Here is a 17,976-nt window from a genome sequence, read left to right as displayed (position 1 = left end):
TGTTGCTTTGTGTGAGTGCCTTGAGCGCGCGATGTGTCGCGACGCGAATGCCGATCACGCCGCGAGCGCGACGCTCACACGCTGATCAGATCGTCGAGACGGAAACGCGCGATGCGATAGATCTGGTCGAGGCTCGCGCGCAGCTCGTCGGCGCGGCTGTTGTTCACACGCGATTCGAAGTTCGCGATGATCCCGTGCCGGTCATAGCCGCGCACGGCGAGAATGAACGGAAAGCCGAACTTCTCGCGATACGCCGCGTTCAGCCGCAGCAGCTTGTCGAACTCTTCCTGCGTGCATTGATCGAGACCGGCGCCGCTCTGCTCGCGCGTCGATTCGGCTGTCAGCTCGCCGCGCACGGCCGCCTTGCCCGCGAGTTCCGGGTGAGCGTTGATCAGTGCGAGTTGCTCCGCTTCGCCCGCTGTTTCGACGGCGTTCGACATCGTCTTGTGCAACGTGTCGATGCTGTCATATGGACGCTGCGCGGCTGCCACTTCGGCGACCCACGGCGAGTGCTCGAAGATGCCCGACAGCGCCGCGACGAACGCGTCGGTGGAGATCCTGTTCAATTGGTCGAGTGTGTATTGCATCGCCTTCATGCCGCCGCCCCGCGGTTGTCCTGTGGTTGATAAGGGTGATGCTCGCGCCAGTGACGCGCGATATCGACGCGGCGCGCAACCCAGACGCGCTCGTGCTTTTCGATGTGATCGAGAAAGCGCTGCAGCGCGCGCAAGCGTCCGGGACGGCCGAGCAGACGGCAGTGCATGCCGATCGACATCATCTTCGGCGCTTCATCGCCCTCTTCGTACAGCACGTCGAATGCGTCGCGCAGATACGTGAAGAAATGGTCCGCAGTATTAAAGCCTTGCGGTGTCGCGAAGCGCATGTCGTTGGTGTCGAGCGTGTACGGCACGATCAATTGCGGCATCTTCGCGCCGCCCGTCACTTCGACGTCCATCCAGAACGGCAGATCGTCGCCGTAGTAGTCGGAGTCGTACAGGAAGCCGCCGTATTCGGCTACGAGGCGGTGCGTGTTGGGACTGTCGCGGCCCGTGTACCAGCCGAGCGGCCGCTCGCCCGTCACACGCTCGATCGCTTGCATGCCGAGGCGCATGTGCTCGGCTTCGCGTTCGGGCGACATGTCCTGATAGTGAATCCAGCGATAGCCGTGACACGCGATCTCATGGCCCAGCTCGACAAACGCGCGCGCGACTTCCGGATGCCGTTCGATCGCCATGCCGACACCGAATACCGTCAGCGGCAGGCCGCGCTTTTCGAACTCGCGCAAGATGCGCCACACGCCGGCCCGTGAGCCGTATTCGTAGATCGACTCCATGCTCATGTGACGCGACGGATAGGCCGCCGCGCCCACGATCTCAGACAGGAACTGTTCCGAGCCCGGATCGCCGTGCAGCACGCAGTTCTCGCCGCCTTCTTCGTAGTTGAGAACGAACTGCACCGCGACGCGCGCGCGTCCTGGCCAGTCAGCCTGCACGGGATAACGGCCGTAGCCGATCAGATCGCGTGGATAGTTCGAATCGAGTGACATGATGTGAGTGACGCAGCGGTTGACGTGAGCGATTGCGAGTCTGCGCCGGCGAACGTCGTGAAAGCGGGGAAACGCGCTACGGCAGGGCCGGCAGGGATGAACCAGTGTAGCGAAAACACCCGGGTGCGCCCATACACCCGGGCAGATAGTGCGTGTCAGACGGAATGTATGTGCGGCGCAATATCGGCGGCGGGGTCGGCGCGCAGCGCGCTCGCGTTGACCCGCAGCAGCGCGCCGTTCGTGCCAGTCACACCATTCACGCCGGGCGCGGCTTGTTGCTCGCGTGCCGCGTCGACGGGCACATCACTCATCGGACTGAAGCGCGCGAACTCGCCGTCGTAGCGCTTCGGGAGCGGCCGCGCATAGTCGCCGCGCTTCGCAGTCGCGAGGCGCAACGCGACGAGCGCCTCGACCCATTTGACCGCGACCGTCACGCCTTCGATCACGGGCGCGCCCAGCGCGTCCTCGATCTCCGCGCACAATTCGGCCATTCCCGCGCAGCCGAGCACGATCGCATCCGATCCATCCTCGTCGAGCGCCCGGCGGCATTCTTCGAGAATGATGCGCCGTGCCGCCGAGCCAGGCTGATCGAGCTCGAGCACGGCGACATCGGTGGCGCGGACGTTGCGACAGAAGCGCTTCATGCCGTAACGCTCGGCCAGATGCCAGGCCATCCCGCAGGTGCGCGAGAGCGTCGTCACCACCGAGAAGCCCGGCGCGAGCACGCTCGCCGCATGCATCGCCGCTTCCGCGATGCCGATCACCGGGCCGCGCGCCAGCTCGCGCGCCGCATAGAGGCCCGGATCGCCGAAACATGCAATCACATAGCCGTCGAAGCCTTCACGCTCGCCCGCCTCGATTTCCGCCAGCAGCCCCGGCGTGGCGAGCGCTTCGTCGTAATAGCCTTCGATCGACGGCGGGCCCATCGTCGGACTCACCGCCACCAGCTCCGTCCCCGGCGCAACGACGCTGCGTGCACAACGGCCCATGGCCTCCGTCATCCGTTGCGTCGTGTTCGGGTTGATCAGTTTGATACGCATGTCTGGAACTCCTGTTGCACCCTTTGATGAGCTGTCATGCGAGTTCATGCACCGCGTTGCAGATTACGGGCAAGCACACTGTAGAACACTGCACCGAGCCCCGCGCCGATGAACCACGAGAAGTTCGCCAATCCGTCCAGCGACGGCACCATCACGCAGATCACCGCGATCAGTGCAGCCGGCAGCAGCGCGGCCACTGCACGATAGTTCACGCCCTTGTGATACCAGTACGCGCCCTTCGCCGACACCGTGTACAGATCGTCGAGCACGATCTTCTGACGCTTCACGAGGAAGAAGTCGACGATCAGGATGCCGTACAACGGTCCGATGAAGCTGCCGAGCACGTCGAGCGTGTAGTGAATCACGGCCGGATTGTTGAACAGGTTCCACGGCGTGATGAAGATCGACGCGACGGCAGCGAGCATGCCGCCTGCGCGCCAGCTGATGAGCTTCGGCGCGACGTTAGAGAAGTCGAATGCAGGCGACACGAAGTTGGCGACGATGTTGATGCCGATGGTCGCGATCGTGAACGTCAGTGCACCGAGAATCACGGCCGTCGGATAGTCGATACGGCCCACCGTTTCGACGGGATCGGTGATGAGCTGGCCGAACACGGGCAGCGTCGCGGCCGTCGTGATGACCGTCACCAGCGAGAACGCGAGGAAGTTGACGGGCAGGCCCCAGAAATTGCCGCGCTTCACGCTGCGAAAGCTCTTGCCGTAGCGCGAGAAGTCGCCGAAGTTCAGCATCGGGCCCGAGAAGTACGACACCACCAGCGAGACTGCCGTGATCATCACCGGGATCACTTCCGCGCCGTGATACTTCACGCCGCCCAGGTTGATGCCGATGTTCTGCCAGCCTGCACGCCACACCATGTAGCCGGCCAGGATGAACATTACGACATACACGGCCGGACCCGCGAAATCGATGAACTTCTTGATCGTCTCCATGCCGTTCCAGAACACGAATGCCTGCAGCACCCACAGCAACATGAAACCGGCCCAGCCGATCGTCGACAGGCCCATGAAGCCGTGATGATGCACGTCCGCGTACGGCACGAGCTGCGGGAAGAACTTGAGCACGACGATGACGAGCGCGCTCGATGCAAGATACGTCTGGATGCCATACCACGCGACGGCGATGAGGCCGCGGATCACTGCAGGAACGTTCGCGCCCAGCACGCCGAATGTCGCGCGGCACGCGACGGGATATGGCACGCCGTTCAGCTGGCTCGGCTTCGCGATCATGTTGCACAGCAGGTTCACGATCGTGATGCCGACGAGCAGCGCGATCAGCACCTGCCAGCTCGTGAGGCCCAGCGCGAACAGGCTGCCCGCGAACACATAGCCGCCGACGCTATGCACGTCCGACATCCAGAACGCGAAGATGTTATAGGCGCCCCACGTCTGATGCTTCAATGGCGCGAGGTCTTCGTTGTATAGACGCTCGCTGTAGCCCGCGGGAAGCGCGTGACCGCTTTGCGCGCCGCTCTCGTAATCGGGAATTGCCGAACTATCCGGTGCTGCACTGAACTGAGCCATGGATTCCTCCTAAGGTGGGAACGTCGACGGGGATCGACGAGCACTGCATCGTGTATGCCAGGCGCGCGACCGGCCCGCCCTATGGGTCGTGCCGATGCGCAGCGCTTGCACGTTGCCGCGGGTGTCTCCGTACTTACGTACTTGTTTTGATGGCCCGGCAGGCTCTCCGCGAATACCTGCAAGGCTTTGCCGCGTCGACGTGGCTGCTTGATGAGCGGTCACGCCTTACGGTCTTTCGGTCTCGATACGCGCCGGGTGCGGCTCGTATCGGTTCATGTCCCGGTCGACCTGTCGGCCGACTTTGCGATCAAACACAGTTCACTTCAGTGCAGCGCGCACCGCCTGCGAGCGCGGGCGGGCGTCATGCTTGCACTTCGATTCAGCCGACGACTAACTTGGGCGCACGCATGCCGAATACTTCATGCAGATCAGTTCCACCGCTCGCCGGCCGATCCAGCATCTTCAGTTCGACGCTCTGCAGATGGCGCGACATCAGCGCGCCCGCCGTCTTCGCGTCGCCCGCGTCGAGCGCAGCGAGAATCGCTTCGTGATCCTCGAACGAACAGGGGCTGCGGCCGAGCGATTCGTACAACGCAGAGATCAGCGTCGAACGCGCGACCAGTCCGTTCAGGCAATCGCACAGCACGGTATTGCCCGTCAGCGATGCAAGCTCCGTATGAAACTCGCCCGACAGCCTGATCCACGCTGGAAAGTCACGCGACTCGAACGCCCTGCGCTCGCGGGCGATCATCCCTCCGATGCTCTTCAACCGCCGCGAGCCTTGACTCGCGCAAATCTTGTCGACGACGGCCAGCTCGATGATCCGGCGCATCTCGAACACTTCATGCACTTCCTGCAGCGACGGACTCGCGACAAATGCGCCGCGGTTCGGCTCCAGATCCACGAGGTGGTCAGTGGCCAGCAGGGCCAGCGCCTGCCGGATCGGTCCGCGCTTGACGCCGAACACGTCGCACAACTGGGCTTCCGTCAATTTCGCGCCGGGCGCAAGCCGATGCTCGAGGATCGCGGCGCGGATGCGCTCGGCGATCGCTTCGGGTTTCGTGCTGCTTGCGGCGGCGTTGGGTGTCTCTGACATGATGAGCGTGCTGTTATGGAGTCCATCTTAGGACGGACATAAAAATTGTCAACAATTTTGGCCGCCTATTTTCGACAATTTCGGTTTGGACTGACGCGCCAAAAACTATCCGAAACGGTCTCTGATGGCCGCCCTGTGCCGCTGAGCGACCAACCGCGTCGGTCAAAGCCCTCCTCCTCTGACGAACATTTTGTCAACAAAATTGGCAACTACTTCGGCCGGGTGCGAATTGGCAGGCGGCGAATCGCCAAGACCGTTAGTTGCGACTGGTGCCCAAAACAAAGGCGAGTCGCCTCGCCTTTGCTCCGACGCAATGCGACGCGTCGCGCGCCGTCCCTTACGTTCGTTATCCGAGCACGGGATGTCCCGACACCGTTAGCTTGAACCCGTGCGTCCCCGCGACGAGATGCGCCTGCGCGCCGACGGGCAGCGTCACCATGTCTGGAATGTGGCCGAACGGCAGGCCCGTCACGACGGGAATGCCGATCACCGACCTCACCTGTTCGATCATCGCGTGAAGATCGTAGCCGTTGTCGTAGTCGAATGGCTTGCCGCCCGAAAAGTCGCCGAAAACGAGCGCTTGCTGCCGCTCAAGGATGCCCGCGAGATGCAGCTGATAGATCAGGCGCTCGATCCGGAACGGCTGCTCGTTGACATCCTCGACGAACAGGATGCCGCCCTCGACAGGCGGCATATATGGCGAGCCGACTAACGACGCCAGCACGGCCAGATTGCCGCCCCACAGCGTGCCTTTGACATCGACGGTTTGCGCCTGCGGGAGCGTGCCCGAAATCGTGTAGGTATCCGAAGTCAGCGCGTGCCAGAAGTGCTTCATCGTGAAGTCGCTGACGGTTTCCGCGCCGAAATCGACGGCGAGCATCGGGCCGCCGAAAGTCGTCACGCCCGCCTGCGCCAGCAGCGCCAACTGGAGCGCGGTGAAATCGCTGTGACCCACGAACGCGATCGGCTGATCGCGCAAGCGGCGTTGCAGCCCCGCGTAGTCGAGCCCGTGCAGAATGCGCACCGCGCCGTAGCCGCCGCGCACGGCGAGCACGATATCGGGCAACTCGCGCGACGGGTCCGCCAGGCGGTTCAGCTCCGCTGCGCGTTCGCCGTCGGTGCCGGCAAAGCGCTGGTAGCGCCGCTGCGTCGCGCCGACGTTTTCGACGTGGTGTCCTTGCGCGCGCAACCGTTTCAGCGCGAGATGAATCGCGTTCGGATCGTGCGGATAGCCCGAAGGCGCGATCAGTTCAATGGTGCGATGCGTGGCCATGTCAGCCTGTTGTTCTGTTGACGGGATTGGTGTCTTGGAGCGGTTCGGACGCGCCGGGTTCGCTGTCGCGCGCGGCGGCTGCGCGCCGTTCCCGCGCGGCGCGCCGGCGGTCCGCGAAGAACGAGCGCAGCGCATCGCCGCATTCGTCTTCGAGCACGCCGCCGATCACGGTCGTGTGATGGTTCAGCTGCGGATTCGCAAACGCATCGACGACGCTGCCGCATGCGCCCGTCTTCGGGTCGCGCGCGCCATACACGACGCGCGCGATGCGCGCATGCATGATCGCGCCCGCGCACATGAGGCAGGGTTCGAGCGTCACGTAAAGCTCGCAGCCCGGCAGCCGGTAGTTGCCGAGCGTTTGCGCGGCGGCGCGCAGCGCGGCCATTTCGGCGTGCGCGGAAGGATCGTGTCCGCTGATCGGATGATTGAAGCCCTTCGCGATCACTTCGTCGCCGCGCACGAGCACCGCGCCGACGGGGACTTCGCCCGCGGCGCGCGCTTCGTCGGCGGCGGCCTGTGCGAGGCCCATGAAGTGGAGATCGCGTTCGGAGATATTGGTCAGCTCTGCAGGAACGGCGGCTTCGGCGTGCGGAGCGGCCGTAGCAGGCACGACAAGCGGCGGCCGTGCGCCCGTCTGATCGGCGGCCGGCCGGGCCGGCGAACCAGCGGGCAAACCGGTTCGCGACGCGGAAGGATCGACGTCGATGCTCACGCCGGCCCCGCCTCGGCGGCCGCGTCGGCGGCACGCTCCGAAAGACGCTCGGCGATCCGGCGGCAGTACTCGCGCGGCATCACGAGCGGTCCGCCGCGCAGCGATTCCAGCGCCATGTCGAGCGCCAGCATCTTCGCCTGCAACCGACAGCGGGTGGACCGGTCGCTGACCGCGTCCAGTTCGTTCTGCAGGTCGCGCAGCGCCCGAAGTTGTTCGACGGCCGGTGGCACGAAGCCCGCATTCTTCAGAATGCGGTTCGCGATTCGAACTTCTTCGGGCACTAGTACGTCGTCGTCGAGCGTCTGGGGCGCGCCGGCTCCCGGCAAATCGTCGAACTCGCCGCGCGCGACTGCGGCGGCAATCCGTTGTTCGACAAGTGCATCAAGCAATCTCATTTGCAATCCACTACGTTGCGGCTCGGGCATTTTATCAGGAGCCGCGAAACGGAATTGTCAGACGCCTAGAATGCTCAGTCAGGTTTTAAGAAATCCCGTATGGGATGGCGTTCCGCGCCGAAATATCGTTGCGGTTTCCTGCTCGTGCGTCCCGATCGCCCCGGTCGTTTTTCTCCGACGCGCAATTTACACACTGTTACGCAGAGCGCTCGTCAATAACGACGCGGGTTTCCCTATACTCGTCGCCGTCCACAGCTGGTGGCGCCACGACAATCACGCAACATGACCCACTCCCGTTTTGCTCGCCCTCTCGTCCGAACGTCGCTGATCGCGCTCTGCGTCACGCTGCCGCTTGCCGGCTGCGTCGTTCCCGGCAATGCGCCCTACGGTTCTGCTTACGGTTCGTCGTACGCCACACAACCGGCCTACGGGCAACCGGCCTACGCCCAACCGGCTTACGCGCAGCCGCCGCAGTATCAACAGCCCTACGCACAACAGTCGCAGTATCAACAACAACCCGCGTACGATCAGTCCGACTGGCAGAACGGCCAGAACCAGGCCTATCAGCAACCGCAGCAGGGCTACGGATACGGCGAGCAGTACGGCGTCGTTTCGTCGATCCAGCCGCTGGCCAATCCGGGGGCCGTGACGGCGGGCGGCGTCGCGGGCACGGTGATCGGCGCCGTCGTGGGCGGCGTGATCGGCAACCAGTTCGGGCGCGGTCATGGCCGCGATGCCGCGACGGCTATCGGCGTGCTGGGCGGCGCTGTCGCGGGCAACCAGCTTGGACAACAGGCGGGCGCGTCGTCGCCGGGCGGTTATCGGGTTTCCGTGCAACTGAACGACGGCTCAATGCGCGCTTTCGATGTCAGCACTCCCGGCGACCTGCATCCGGGCGACCGCGTGCGCATCGCGGGCAACCGGCTCGATCGCTACTGATTCACCGATTGATGTGTGCCGCGCGTACGCGCTTATGTCGGACGCCCGCGACGCGCATTCAACGCATGCAATATCATGCTGGCGCGCCACGCGAACCCCAGTTGCCGTGCCGGCGCGTCGGCGTCATGCACTGTCCCCGGCTCGCAGCGATCACAAACACTCTGCACTGCAAGCCGACACCGAGCTTTCGTGCGCGCCGGGTTTTGTGTCCGCGCATGAGCAAGGCGCGATCAGCAATCGTCGCGCGCGGGAAGCTCCGCCTTCAGCGCTTCGATCACCTTCGACAGCACGTCGCTCCAATCGCCGCGCTCGGACTGGTTGAACATGCGCAACCCCGGATACCACGCACTGTCGGTACGCTCGCGCAGCCAGCGCCAGCATCCTGCGTAACGGTTCAGCAGCCATACGCGCTTGCCCCATCGCCGCCGCGAGATGCGCGACTGACGCAGCCCTCGCAGATGGAGTGCGGCAGCATGTTCGGGCTGCGCCTCGAGAATGCTCTCGGCGTTCACGCGCGCCATGTCGTTCTGACCGGAGATGAAGGCCTGCTCGGCTGCGGCGTAAAGCTGTCTGATGTCCGAATGTGGTGTCATTCAATCAAGTCCTGCGCGAAGACGAAGCGGTTGTCGAGAGCCCTCTCTGGTGGTCGTTGGGCTCGAGCGCCGCGATGATCGCACCGCGCCGGTATGCCGCTGTGAACTTGTGTCAAAGTACCGCTTCGCTGGACATGAACAGAAGAATAGTGCCAAGCCGGAACTGCGTTCAGTTGCATCCGAGTGCAACGACATGCCGCGAACGCAGTGCCATGCGAATGATTCTGCAGACCTGGCGCCTTCGTCTCGAACCGTTCGATGAAGTCCATTTTCGATGGACTACTTGCGTTCACCTCCGCCTTCGGAAGTTATGCGATGTACAGGCGCGGGCTCGCCTGCCAGTTGGCTTTTCCCGGTCGGCGATTCCGAAGAAGGAGCGCCGCAGCGCCCTCTTTTCTTACTCCCACTCGATCGTCGCCGGCGGCTTGCCCGAAATGTCGTACACGACACGATTGATGCCGCGCACTTCGTTGATGATCCGGTTCGACACATGGCCGAGCAGATCGTGCGGCAGATGCGCCCAGTGCGCCGTCATGAAGTCCAGCGTCTGCACGGCGCGCAGCGCAACGACATATTCGTACGTGCGGCCATCGCCCATCACGCCGACGCTCTTCACAGGCAGGAACACCGCAAACGCCTGGCTCGTCAGGTCGTACCACGACTTGCCCGTTTCCTTGTCGATGAACGTGCGCAGCGTCTCGATGAAGATCGCGTCCGCGCGGCGCAGCAGATCCGCGTAGTCGCGCTTCACTTCGCCGAGAATCCGTACGCCGAGGCCCGGACCCGGGAACGGATGGCGATACACCATCGACGGCGGCAGACCCAGCTTCACGCCCAGTTCGCGCACTTCGTCCTTGAAGAGCTCGCGCAGCGGTTCGAGCAGCTTCAGGTTCAGCGTTTCCGGCAGGCCGCCGACGTTGTGGTGGCTCTTGATCGTGTGCGCCGCCTTCTTGCCCTTGCCCGCGGATTCGATCACGTCCGGATAGATCGTGCCTTGCGCGAGCCACTTCGCGTCCGTCAGCTTGCCGGCTTCCGCCTGGAACACTTCGACGAATTCCGCGCCGATGATCTTGCGCTTCGCCTCGGGATCGGTCACCCCCTTGAGCTTCGACAGGAACGCTTCGCTCGCGTCGACGTGAATCACCTTCACGCCCAGGTGATCGGCGAACGTCGCCATCACCTGTTCGGCTTCGTTCAACCGCAGTAGACCGTGATCGACGAACACGCACGTGAGCTGATCGCCGATCGCGCGATGCAGCAGCGCCGCCGCCACCGACGAATCAACGCCGCCCGACAGCCCGAGAATCACATGCTCGTCGCCGACCTGGTTGCGGATGTTCTCGACGGCCTCGTCGATGTAATTGCCCATTTCCCAGTCGGGCTTCGCCCCGCAGATCTTCAGCACGAAACGCTCGAGCATCGCGCGGCCCTGCACCGTGTGCGTGACTTCCGGGTGCCATTGCAGGCCGTAGAAATGGCGAGCTTCGTCGGCCATCGCGGCGATCGGGCACGATTCCGTCGATGCCATCAGTTGAAAGCCCGCGGGCATTTCCAGCACCTTGTCGCCGTGGCTCATCCACACCTTCAGCATGCCGTGGCCTTCGGGCGTCGCGAAGTCCTGAATGCCGTCGAGGAAGCTCGTATGGTTGCGCGCGCGCACTTCCGCATAGCCGAACTCGCGCAGGTGGCCGCTGTCAACCTTGCCGCCGAGCTGCTCGGCCATCGTCTGCATGCCGTAGCAAATGCCCAGCACGGGCACGCCCGCTTCGAACACCGCTTGCGGCGCGCGCGGCGTGTCCGTCTCGGTCACCGAGTTCGGGCCGCCCGACAGGATGATGCCCTTCGGCTTGAATTCGCGGATGAACTCGTCGCTGACGTCGTGCGGATGGATTTCCGACAGCACATGCGCTTCGCGGATGCGACGTGCGATCAGTTGGGTGACTTGCGAACCGAAGTCAAGGATCAGGATCTTGTCATGCATGGCAGCGGACGGAATCTAAAAAGAACGGATAGGGAAAGCCGCGCAAGTCGCATCGCGACCGCGCGGCGTGGTATTCAAAACGGACCGGCTCGGCTGGTACAAGCGGTCGTGCGGACGACATGACGGGCACATCGCGACGAAGCATCATCGACGAAGCCCCGGCGTTGCACTCGCAGCGGCGAAACTCCATCAATAAAAGGCGTTCGCGCAAACGGATTCCGGTTGTTTCGGCTGAGAGCGTGTCGTATCGCGGATCAGCCATGAAACGGAGGCCGGGTTGCGCCGGACTTCGCGTCGGCTGCGGCGCGCTCCCGCGCCGAGGCTTCTTCATCCGCAGCGGCCGCACGCTCGCGCGCGAGCGCATCTTCACGCGACCGGGCCGCCGATGGGCCCGGCGCCGCCGCCGTCAAATCCGGTTCGACGGGATGGCCCGTCGCGGGACTCACGGGCGACGCTGCGCTCCCGGAACGCGTCGTGCCGGGCATCGGCTCGACTGCACGCGGCGCGCCCGCCGGATAGACGTCACCAGGACGCGCTGCGTTGCGCTCGCGTTCACGATCGGCCTTGCGCGCTTCATTCGCGCTGTCGCGAGCGTCCACGCGGTCGGCACGCTCGGCGGCCGCCGTGCCCGCCAGCCGATCGCGCCGGCGTACGACGCCCGCCAGCCTCACGCCACCCAGGCCGATGACGAGCAGCACCGCGCCCATCGCCACTGCCACCAGTTGATCAAGGCCCGACAGCGACGGCGTATGCAGCCCGGCCAGCCAGACCAGCATCAGCACGCCCGTCAACCAGTTCACATGGCCGACGACCTTGGCCGCCGTCGCCGTCATCGCGCCGTCGATGGACGCATGCAGCGCGAGCCACGCGAGCCCTATCAGCGCGATGCCGAAGCCTTGACCGACCAGCACAGGGTCCGTCTGCGCCAGCTGCAGTGCGTCGTACAGCGATTTCCACGGCGTGAGCAGGAAAAGCAGCCCGAACGCCAGCAGTATCAGCGCATCGACGATCAGTACGGCACGCAGCAGCGGCTTCATCGGCGATCAGTCCACGTGGTAGTTGGGCGCTTCCTTCGTGATCTGCACGTCGTGCACGTGCGATTCGCGCATGCCCGCCGCCGTGATTTCGACGAACGCGGCCTTCTCATGCAGTTCGTCGATCGTGTTGCAGCCGCAGTAGCCCATGCTCGCGCGCACGCCGCCGATCAGCTGAAACAGGATCGCGCCGACCGAGCCCTTGTACGCGACGCGGCCTTCGATGCCTTCGGGCACCAGCTTGTCGATATTTGCGGAGTTGTCCTGGAAGTAGCGGTCAGCCGCGCCGTCCTTCATCGCGCCGACGGAGCCCATGCCGCGATACGACTTGTACTGGCGGCCCTGATACAGGAACACGTCGCCCGGCGACTCTTCCGTGCCGGCGAACATGCTGCCCATCATCACGGCATTCGCGCCCGCGGCCAGCGCCTTGCTGACATCGCCCGAGAAGCGCACGCCGCCGTCCGCGATCACGGGGACGCCGGAGCCCTTGAGCGCCGCCGACACATTCGCGATCGCCGAGATTTGCGGCACGCCGACACCCGCGACGATACGCGTCGTGCAGATCGAGCCCGGGCCGATGCCGACCTTCACGCCGTCCGCGCCGTACTCGACGAGCGCCTTCGCTGCGTCCGCCGTCGCGATGTTGCCGCCGATCACCTCGACGTGCGGGAAGTTCTTCTTGACCCACTGGACGCGCTCCAGCACGCCCTTGCTGTGGCCATGCGCCGTGTCGACGACGATCACGTCGACGCCCGCCTGCACCAGCAGCGACACGCGCTCTTCGTTGTCCGCTCCGACGCCGACGGCCGCGCCCGCGCGCAGCTTGCCGTGCTCGTCCTTACAGGCGTCTGGATGCTCCGTCTGCTTTGTGATGTCCTTGACGGTCATCAGGCCGCGCAGCTCGAATGCGTCGTTGACGACCAGCACGCGCTCGAGGCGGTGGCTGTGCATCAGCGCCTTCGCTTCGGCGAGCGGCGTGCCTTCCTTGACCGTCACGAGACGCTCGCGCGGCGTCATGATCGTGCGCACGGGTTCGTCGAGGCGCGTTTCGAAGCGCAGGTCGCGGTTCGTCACGATGCCGATCAGTTGCGATCCTTCGACGACTGGGAAGCCCGAAATGCCATGCTGGCGCGACAGTGCGATCACGTCGCTCACCTTCATCTGCGGCGGGACGGTGATCGGATCGCGCACGACGCCCGATTCGAAACGCTTGACCTTCGCGACTTCGCGAGCCTGCTCGGCCGCCGTGAGATTCTTGTGGATGATGCCGACGCCGCCCATCTGCGCCATTGCGATGGCGAGGCGGGCTTCCGTGACGGTGTCCATCGCGGCGGACACGAGGGGCATATTGAGGGAGATCTTGCGGGTCAGCCGGGTTTTCAGGCTGGTGTCGCGCGGCAGAACATCGGAGAAGGCCGGGACGAGGAGCACGTCATCGAACGTGAGTGCTTTTTGGATCAGACGCATGGCAAATCCTATAGGCGCAAAAGCGAATTATACGCGATACACCCCCGGTTTTCACTGCACGAACAGTCAGTTAGCGAAATTGTTCAACGTTTTTTCGCATCGGGCGGTGGCCGAATTTCGCTTCCGCGTTCGGCTCGCGTTCGATCGCGTTTCGTTTGCTCATTCGAGCGCGCGAGCTTTCATCAGCATAGTTGCCATGCCTGCAAAGTGCAGAATCGAACAAGACGCAGGCGTCTGCGGCCCGCTATGCTTCGCACACTTTCAGTTTTCGATTCGAGGCAGACAATGCAGCGCGGCGTGGTGTACGGGATGTTGGCGGGAGCGTTGTGGGGCATGGTCTTTCTGGTGCCGCGCCTGCTGCCGGACTTTTCGCCCGTGCTGCTGAGCGCCGGCCGATACGTGATGTACGGCGTGGTGTCGCTCGTCGCCGCGTTGCCGTCGGCGCGCTCGTTGCTGCGCCGGCTCACCCGCGAAGACCTGCACGCGCTCGTCAAGCTCGCGCTCGCGGGCAATCTCCTTTACTACCTGCTGCTGACGGGCGCCGTTCACCTCGTCGGCATTGCGCCGTCTTCGCTGATCGTCGGCGTGCTGCCCGTCACGGTGACGCTGCTCGGCCGGCGCGACCACGGCGCAGCGCCCCTCGCGCGGCTCGTGTGGCCGCTGGCGCTCGTCGTCGCGGGCATCGCGTGCATCAATGTCGATGTGTTCGGCGCGTCGGGCACGACATCGGGGGCCGGGGCGGTGTCGATCGCGACGAAGCTGGTGGGGATTGCCTGCGCGGTCGGCGCGCTCGCCTGCTGGACGTGGTTTGCCGTCGAAAACGCGCGCTATCTGCAGCGTCAGACGCATTTCAGCGGCAACGAATGGTCGGTGCTGTGGGGCGTCGTCACGGGCCTGCTCGGCGCGCTGCTATGGCTCGTCGTCGCGTTGCTGCCATCGGCGACTGTCGATACGTCGCACGCCGATACGCGCTGGCATCTGTTCTGGCTGCTGAATCTGGGGCTCGCGTTCGGCGCGTCGTGGCTCGGCAACGGCTTGTGGAACGCGGCGTCCAAGCGTCTGCCGCTCACGCTGTCGGGCCAGCTGATCGTGTTCGAGACGCTGTTCGCGCTGCTCTACGCGTTTATTTACGACCATCGCATGCCGCGTCCGCTCGAACTGGCGGCGATCGTGCTGCTGGTTGCGGGCGTCAGCTGGTCGGTGCGCCAGCATGCAGGCGACGGTTCCGACCGCTCGACGCTCGAAGAAAAGGCCCAGGCGGCTGTGCACTGAACACGACGCGCGGCACTCAGCCTTCGACTTGGCCAGAAAAACGACGCACTGCCGTCGAGCAGAAAAAAACGGCGCACCGTGTCACGCGGTGCGCCCGTTTGACGCTCTTACGCTGCTTCGATAGCCTCGCGTCAGCGCGAATCCTTGGGCAGCCACTTGCGGCCCTCGACAGACCCTTCCCTGCGCGATTTCTCGACACGCCGCTGCCGCGACACCTTCGGATCGACGATCAGCGGCCGGTAGATCTCGACGCGATCGTGATCCGCCAGCACGGCATCGAGCGGCTTGAGCTTGCCGAACACGCCTGTCTTCTGCTTCGTCAGATCGATATCGGGATGCTGCGCGAGGATGCCACTCGCGTCGATCGCTTGCCGGAGCGTCGCGCCTTGCGGCAGTTCGAGCTGGATCAGCGTCTGCTCGTGAGGCAGCGCGTAGCAGACTTCGATGGTCAGATTGCCGTTCATGCCTTGCCGTAGCGCTGGTCCGCGCGCTTCACGAACGATTCGACGAAGGTGTTCGCGATATGGTTGAACACCGGCCCAATGATCTTTTCCAGCAGGACGCTCGTGAACTCGTAGTGCAGCGCGAATTCGATCTTGCATGCGTCCGCGCGTAGTGGCGTGAAGCGCCAGTAGCCGGTGAACTTGCGAAACGGACCGTCGGCGAACTCCATGTCGATGCGCGTGGGACGCTCCTGCGTGTTGTGCGTCGCGAAGTGCTGCTTGATGCCCTTGAAGTTGATGTCGATCTTCGCCTCCATCAGATTTTCTTCCTGCCGGCGGATCTCGACACCGCCGCACCACGGAAGAAAATTGGGGTAGTCGGCGACATCGGTGACGAGGTCGAACATCTGTTCCGCCGAATGGCGTATCAACACGGTTTTCTGGACATCTGCCATAAATTGAACAGCGCGTGGCAACGGTGATTGGGAAATAGCGAACGCGTGACAACTGAGTGACACCGCAGCGGGTTTTTGGCGGCCCGCTTTGCTAAAATCGTGATTTTAAACGAGTTGGGCCGTTTCCATTCATGAGCATCATCGACAACAGAAAAGCGTTCTTCGATTATTCGATCGAGGAGCGTTACGAGGCGGGGCTCGTGCTGGAGGGCTGGGAAGTCAAGGCGCTGCGCGCCGGGCGCGGCCAGATCAAGGAAGGCTACGTCGTGATCAGGAACGCCGAACTGTTTCTGATCGGCACGCACATCAGCCCGCTCCCCGAAGCGTCGACGCATATCAAGCCGGACCCCGTCCGCACGCGCAAACTGCTGCTGCGCGCTGAAGAAATCAGCAAGTTGATCGGCAAGGTCGAGCAGCGCGGCTACACGCTCGTGCCGCTGAACTTTCACTACAAGAACGGCCGCGTCAAATGCGAGATTGGCCTCGCGAAGGGCAAGAAGCTGCACGACAAGCGCGAGACCGAGAAGAAGCGCGATTGGGAACGCGAAAAGGCGCGGCTGATGCGCACGCCGACCTGAGCCGGCGCGCCCTTTTCAATCACCGGATGGACGATGGCCCGCAGTAACATGCGGGCCTTTTCTTGTCGCCATGCTGGTGTGAAACGCGCGCTCATGTCGCGCCCGCCAAACGCTCAGGCAGTCGTCTTACCCTGCTTCACGATCGTCAGCGCCGACGCGATCATCGAGCTCATGTCCGCCATGTTGCCCGGCACGATCAGCGTATTGCCCGCCTTCGCCAGATTCGCAAACGCATTCACGTACTGCTCGGCGACCTTCAGATTCACGGCTTCCATGCCGCCCGTCGATTGAATCGCGGCCGCAATCTTTTGAATTGCCTGAGAGTTTGCTTCGGCGACAGCCAGAATCGCCGCCGCCTGGCCTTGCGCCTGGTTGATCGCCGCCTGGCGCTCGCCCTCGGACTTCTGAATGGCCGCCTCGCGGCCGCCCGACGCGATATTGATCTGCTCCTGCTTGCGCCCTTCCGACGCCGCGATCAGCGCGCGCTTCTCCCGTTCGGCCGTGATCTGCGCCTGCATCGCGTGGAGAATTTCCTTCGGCGGCGTCAGGTCCTTGATCTCGTAGCGCAGCACCTTGACGCCCCAGTTCGAAGCCGCTTCGTCGAGCGCGGACACGATCGAATGATTGATGAAGTCGCGTTCCTCGAAGGTCTTGTCGAGTTCGAGCTTGCCGATCACCGAACGCAGCGTGGTCTGCGACAGCTGCGTGATCGCGAACACGAAATTGCTCGATCCGTATGACGCCTTCATCGGATCGGTGACCTGGAAATACAGCACGCCGTCGACCTGCAACTGTGTGTTGTCGCGCGTGATGCAGACCTGGCTCGGCACATCGAGCGGAATCTCCTTGAGCACATGCTTGTACGCGATCCGGTCGATGAACGGCAGCACGAACGTCAGGCCCGGCGTCAACGTCGCGTGATAGCGGCCGAGCCGTTCCAGCACCCACGCGTGCTGCTGGGGCACGATCTTGATCGTCTTCGCGGCAGTCACGATCACGACGATCAGCAACACGAGCCCAACGATGCTCGACGGTTCCATTCCTGCACCCCCAATCTGTTTTTGAATTGTTGTGCGCATTTCGATGCGCGCGAATTGCGTCCGAACGACGCTTGAATCAGATTCCGTTATTCAAGTTCTAGCCGCGTGCTTTCTTGCGACAACGACCAGGCAGTTGCCACGCAGCGCAGTGATTTCGTAGAGACTCGCGTCTTCCGGCTCGCCGGGTGAGAGTTCGACTTCCCATGACGCGCCGCGATAGCTGGTCCGAGCGCGCCCGTCGTGCCACGCGGGCACCGTCAGTGTCGAGCCGATGTCGAGATTGACGTCGGGATTGCGTGCGGCTTCGGCGCGCGTTTTCGTTTTGCGTCCGTAGCGCGACTTGCGCAGCACGAGCACCGCGCCGAGCGCGACAACGGCTGCAATGCCGAACTGCCACGGCAAGTCGGCGCCTGCGAGTCGCGCAATGGCCGCCGCGATAAAACCCAGCGCCACCATCAGCAGATAGAACGTGCCGTGCATCAGTTCGAGCACGATCAGCACGCCCGCGCCAACCCACCAGAACAGCCCGCTATGCATCACGTCGGCCTCCACAAAGCAAAACACCCCG

Annotated in this window: 18 protein-coding genes and 1 pseudogene; 3 read left to right on the top strand and 16 right to left on the bottom strand. The window is 63.7% G+C overall.

Translation table 11 applies throughout. From position 1 onward, the window contains the following. Positions 1-74: 74 nt before the first annotated feature. The 8 genes from uraD to AB4Y32_RS13405 form a co-directional block, all read right to left on the bottom strand. Positions 75-596, bottom strand: a complete 522-nt coding sequence (gene uraD / locus AB4Y32_RS13440) for a 2-oxo-4-hydroxy-4-carboxy-5-ureidoimidazoline decarboxylase (protein WP_368721792.1) — start codon at positions 594-596, stop codon at positions 75-77. After that, positions 593-1,546, bottom strand: coding sequence for an allantoinase PuuE (puuE, locus tag AB4Y32_RS13435; protein WP_368721791.1), 954 nt, complete (start codon positions 1,544-1,546; stop codon positions 593-595). The genes uraD and puuE overlap by 4 nt, the downstream gene beginning before the upstream one ends. Before the next feature lie 155 nt (positions 1,547-1,701). Then, entirely contained in the window at positions 1,702-2,586 is an 885-nt protein-coding gene (locus tag AB4Y32_RS13430; protein WP_368721790.1) for an aspartate/glutamate racemase family protein, read from the bottom strand. A 44-nt stretch (positions 2,587-2,630) separates the two neighbouring features. After that, positions 2,631-4,127, bottom strand: a complete 1,497-nt coding sequence (locus AB4Y32_RS13425; protein WP_368721789.1) for an NCS1 family nucleobase:cation symporter-1 — start codon at positions 4,125-4,127, stop codon at positions 2,631-2,633. Between the two features lie 379 nt (positions 4,128-4,506). Continuing rightward, on the bottom strand, positions 4,507-5,223 hold the full coding sequence (locus tag AB4Y32_RS13420; RefSeq protein WP_368721788.1) for a GntR family transcriptional regulator: 717 nt from the start codon (positions 5,221-5,223) through the stop codon (positions 4,507-4,509). Positions 5,224-5,569: 346 nt separating this feature from the next. Next, positions 5,570-6,496: a muramoyltetrapeptide carboxypeptidase gene (ldcA, locus tag AB4Y32_RS13415; protein ID WP_368721787.1), complete on the bottom strand. Its 927-nt coding sequence runs from the start codon at positions 6,494-6,496 to the stop codon at positions 5,570-5,572. Between the two features lies 1 nt (position 6,497). Continuing rightward, positions 6,498-7,106, bottom strand: a complete 609-nt coding sequence (gene tadA, locus AB4Y32_RS13410; RefSeq protein WP_368721841.1) for a tRNA adenosine(34) deaminase TadA — start codon at positions 7,104-7,106, stop codon at positions 6,498-6,500. Between the two features lie 98 nt (positions 7,107-7,204). After that, on the bottom strand, positions 7,205-7,603 hold the full coding sequence (locus AB4Y32_RS13405) for a DnaJ family domain-containing protein (RefSeq protein ID WP_368721786.1): 399 nt from the start codon (positions 7,601-7,603) through the stop codon (positions 7,205-7,207). Positions 7,604-7,885: 282 nt separating this feature from the next. Here AB4Y32_RS13405 and AB4Y32_RS13400 point away from each other — a divergent pair, with 282 nt between their 5' ends. Continuing rightward, the gene (locus AB4Y32_RS13400) at positions 7,886-8,542 is read left to right on the top strand and encodes a glycine zipper 2TM domain-containing protein (protein WP_368721785.1); all 657 of its coding nucleotides are present in this window, start codon (positions 7,886-7,888) and stop codon (positions 8,540-8,542) included. 230 nt (positions 8,543-8,772) lie between these two features. On the opposite strand, the pseudogene AB4Y32_RS13395 reads toward AB4Y32_RS13400, so the two are convergent. The 4 genes and pseudogenes from AB4Y32_RS13395 to guaB all read right to left on the bottom strand — a co-directional run. Next, a pseudogene (locus AB4Y32_RS13395) lies at positions 8,773-8,986 on the bottom strand (tetratricopeptide repeat protein); the annotation flags it as partial. 546 nt (positions 8,987-9,532) lie between these two features. Continuing rightward, positions 9,533-11,116: a glutamine-hydrolyzing GMP synthase gene (gene guaA, locus AB4Y32_RS13390; RefSeq protein ID WP_368721784.1), complete on the bottom strand. Its 1,584-nt coding sequence runs from the start codon at positions 11,114-11,116 to the stop codon at positions 9,533-9,535. A 254-nt stretch (positions 11,117-11,370) separates the two neighbouring features. Then, positions 11,371-12,153: a hypothetical protein gene (locus tag AB4Y32_RS13385; RefSeq protein ID WP_368721783.1), complete on the bottom strand. Its 783-nt coding sequence runs from the start codon at positions 12,151-12,153 to the stop codon at positions 11,371-11,373. A gap of 6 nt (positions 12,154-12,159) precedes the next feature. After that, positions 12,160-13,620, bottom strand: a complete 1,461-nt coding sequence (gene guaB, locus AB4Y32_RS13380) for an IMP dehydrogenase (protein ID WP_368721782.1) — start codon at positions 13,618-13,620, stop codon at positions 12,160-12,162. A 285-nt stretch (positions 13,621-13,905) separates the two neighbouring features. Between guaB and AB4Y32_RS13375 the strand changes: the two genes are divergently transcribed. After that, positions 13,906-14,892, top strand: a complete 987-nt coding sequence (locus AB4Y32_RS13375) for a DMT family transporter (protein ID WP_368721781.1) — start codon at positions 13,906-13,908, stop codon at positions 14,890-14,892. A gap of 131 nt (positions 14,893-15,023) precedes the next feature. Here AB4Y32_RS13375 and AB4Y32_RS13370 read toward each other — a convergent pair whose 3' ends face one another. Then, the gene (locus AB4Y32_RS13370) at positions 15,024-15,356 is read right to left on the bottom strand and encodes an RnfH family protein (protein ID WP_368721780.1); all 333 of its coding nucleotides are present in this window, start codon (positions 15,354-15,356) and stop codon (positions 15,024-15,026) included. Then, entirely contained in the window at positions 15,353-15,790 is a 438-nt protein-coding gene (locus AB4Y32_RS13365; RefSeq protein WP_090864776.1) for a type II toxin-antitoxin system RatA family toxin, read from the bottom strand. The genes AB4Y32_RS13370 and AB4Y32_RS13365 overlap by 4 nt, the downstream gene beginning before the upstream one ends. A gap of 131 nt (positions 15,791-15,921) precedes the next feature. Between AB4Y32_RS13365 and smpB the strand changes: the two genes are divergently transcribed. Further along, positions 15,922-16,368 (top strand): SsrA-binding protein SmpB, encoded by a 447-nt coding sequence (gene smpB, locus AB4Y32_RS13360; protein WP_368721779.1) that lies wholly within the window; start codon positions 15,922-15,924, stop codon positions 16,366-16,368. 113 nt (positions 16,369-16,481) lie between these two features. On the opposite strand, the gene AB4Y32_RS13355 is transcribed toward smpB, so the two are convergent. Then, positions 16,482-17,408: an SPFH domain-containing protein gene (locus AB4Y32_RS13355; RefSeq protein WP_368721778.1), complete on the bottom strand. Its 927-nt coding sequence runs from the start codon at positions 17,406-17,408 to the stop codon at positions 16,482-16,484. A 90-nt stretch (positions 17,409-17,498) separates the two neighbouring features. After that, positions 17,499-17,948 carry an NfeD family protein gene (locus AB4Y32_RS13350; protein ID WP_368721777.1) on the bottom strand — a complete coding sequence of 150 codons (450 nt, stop codon included), beginning with the start codon at positions 17,946-17,948 and terminating at the stop codon, positions 17,499-17,501. Between the last annotated feature and the right edge of the window lie 28 nt (positions 17,949-17,976).

Source organism: Paraburkholderia phymatum, from assembly GCF_040965635.1.
Taxonomy (GTDB): domain Bacteria; phylum Pseudomonadota; class Gammaproteobacteria; order Burkholderiales; family Burkholderiaceae; genus Paraburkholderia; species Paraburkholderia phymatum_B.
The sequence above is the reverse complement of the archived record's forward strand: the minus strand, read 5'-3'. Positions and strand labels throughout refer to the sequence as shown.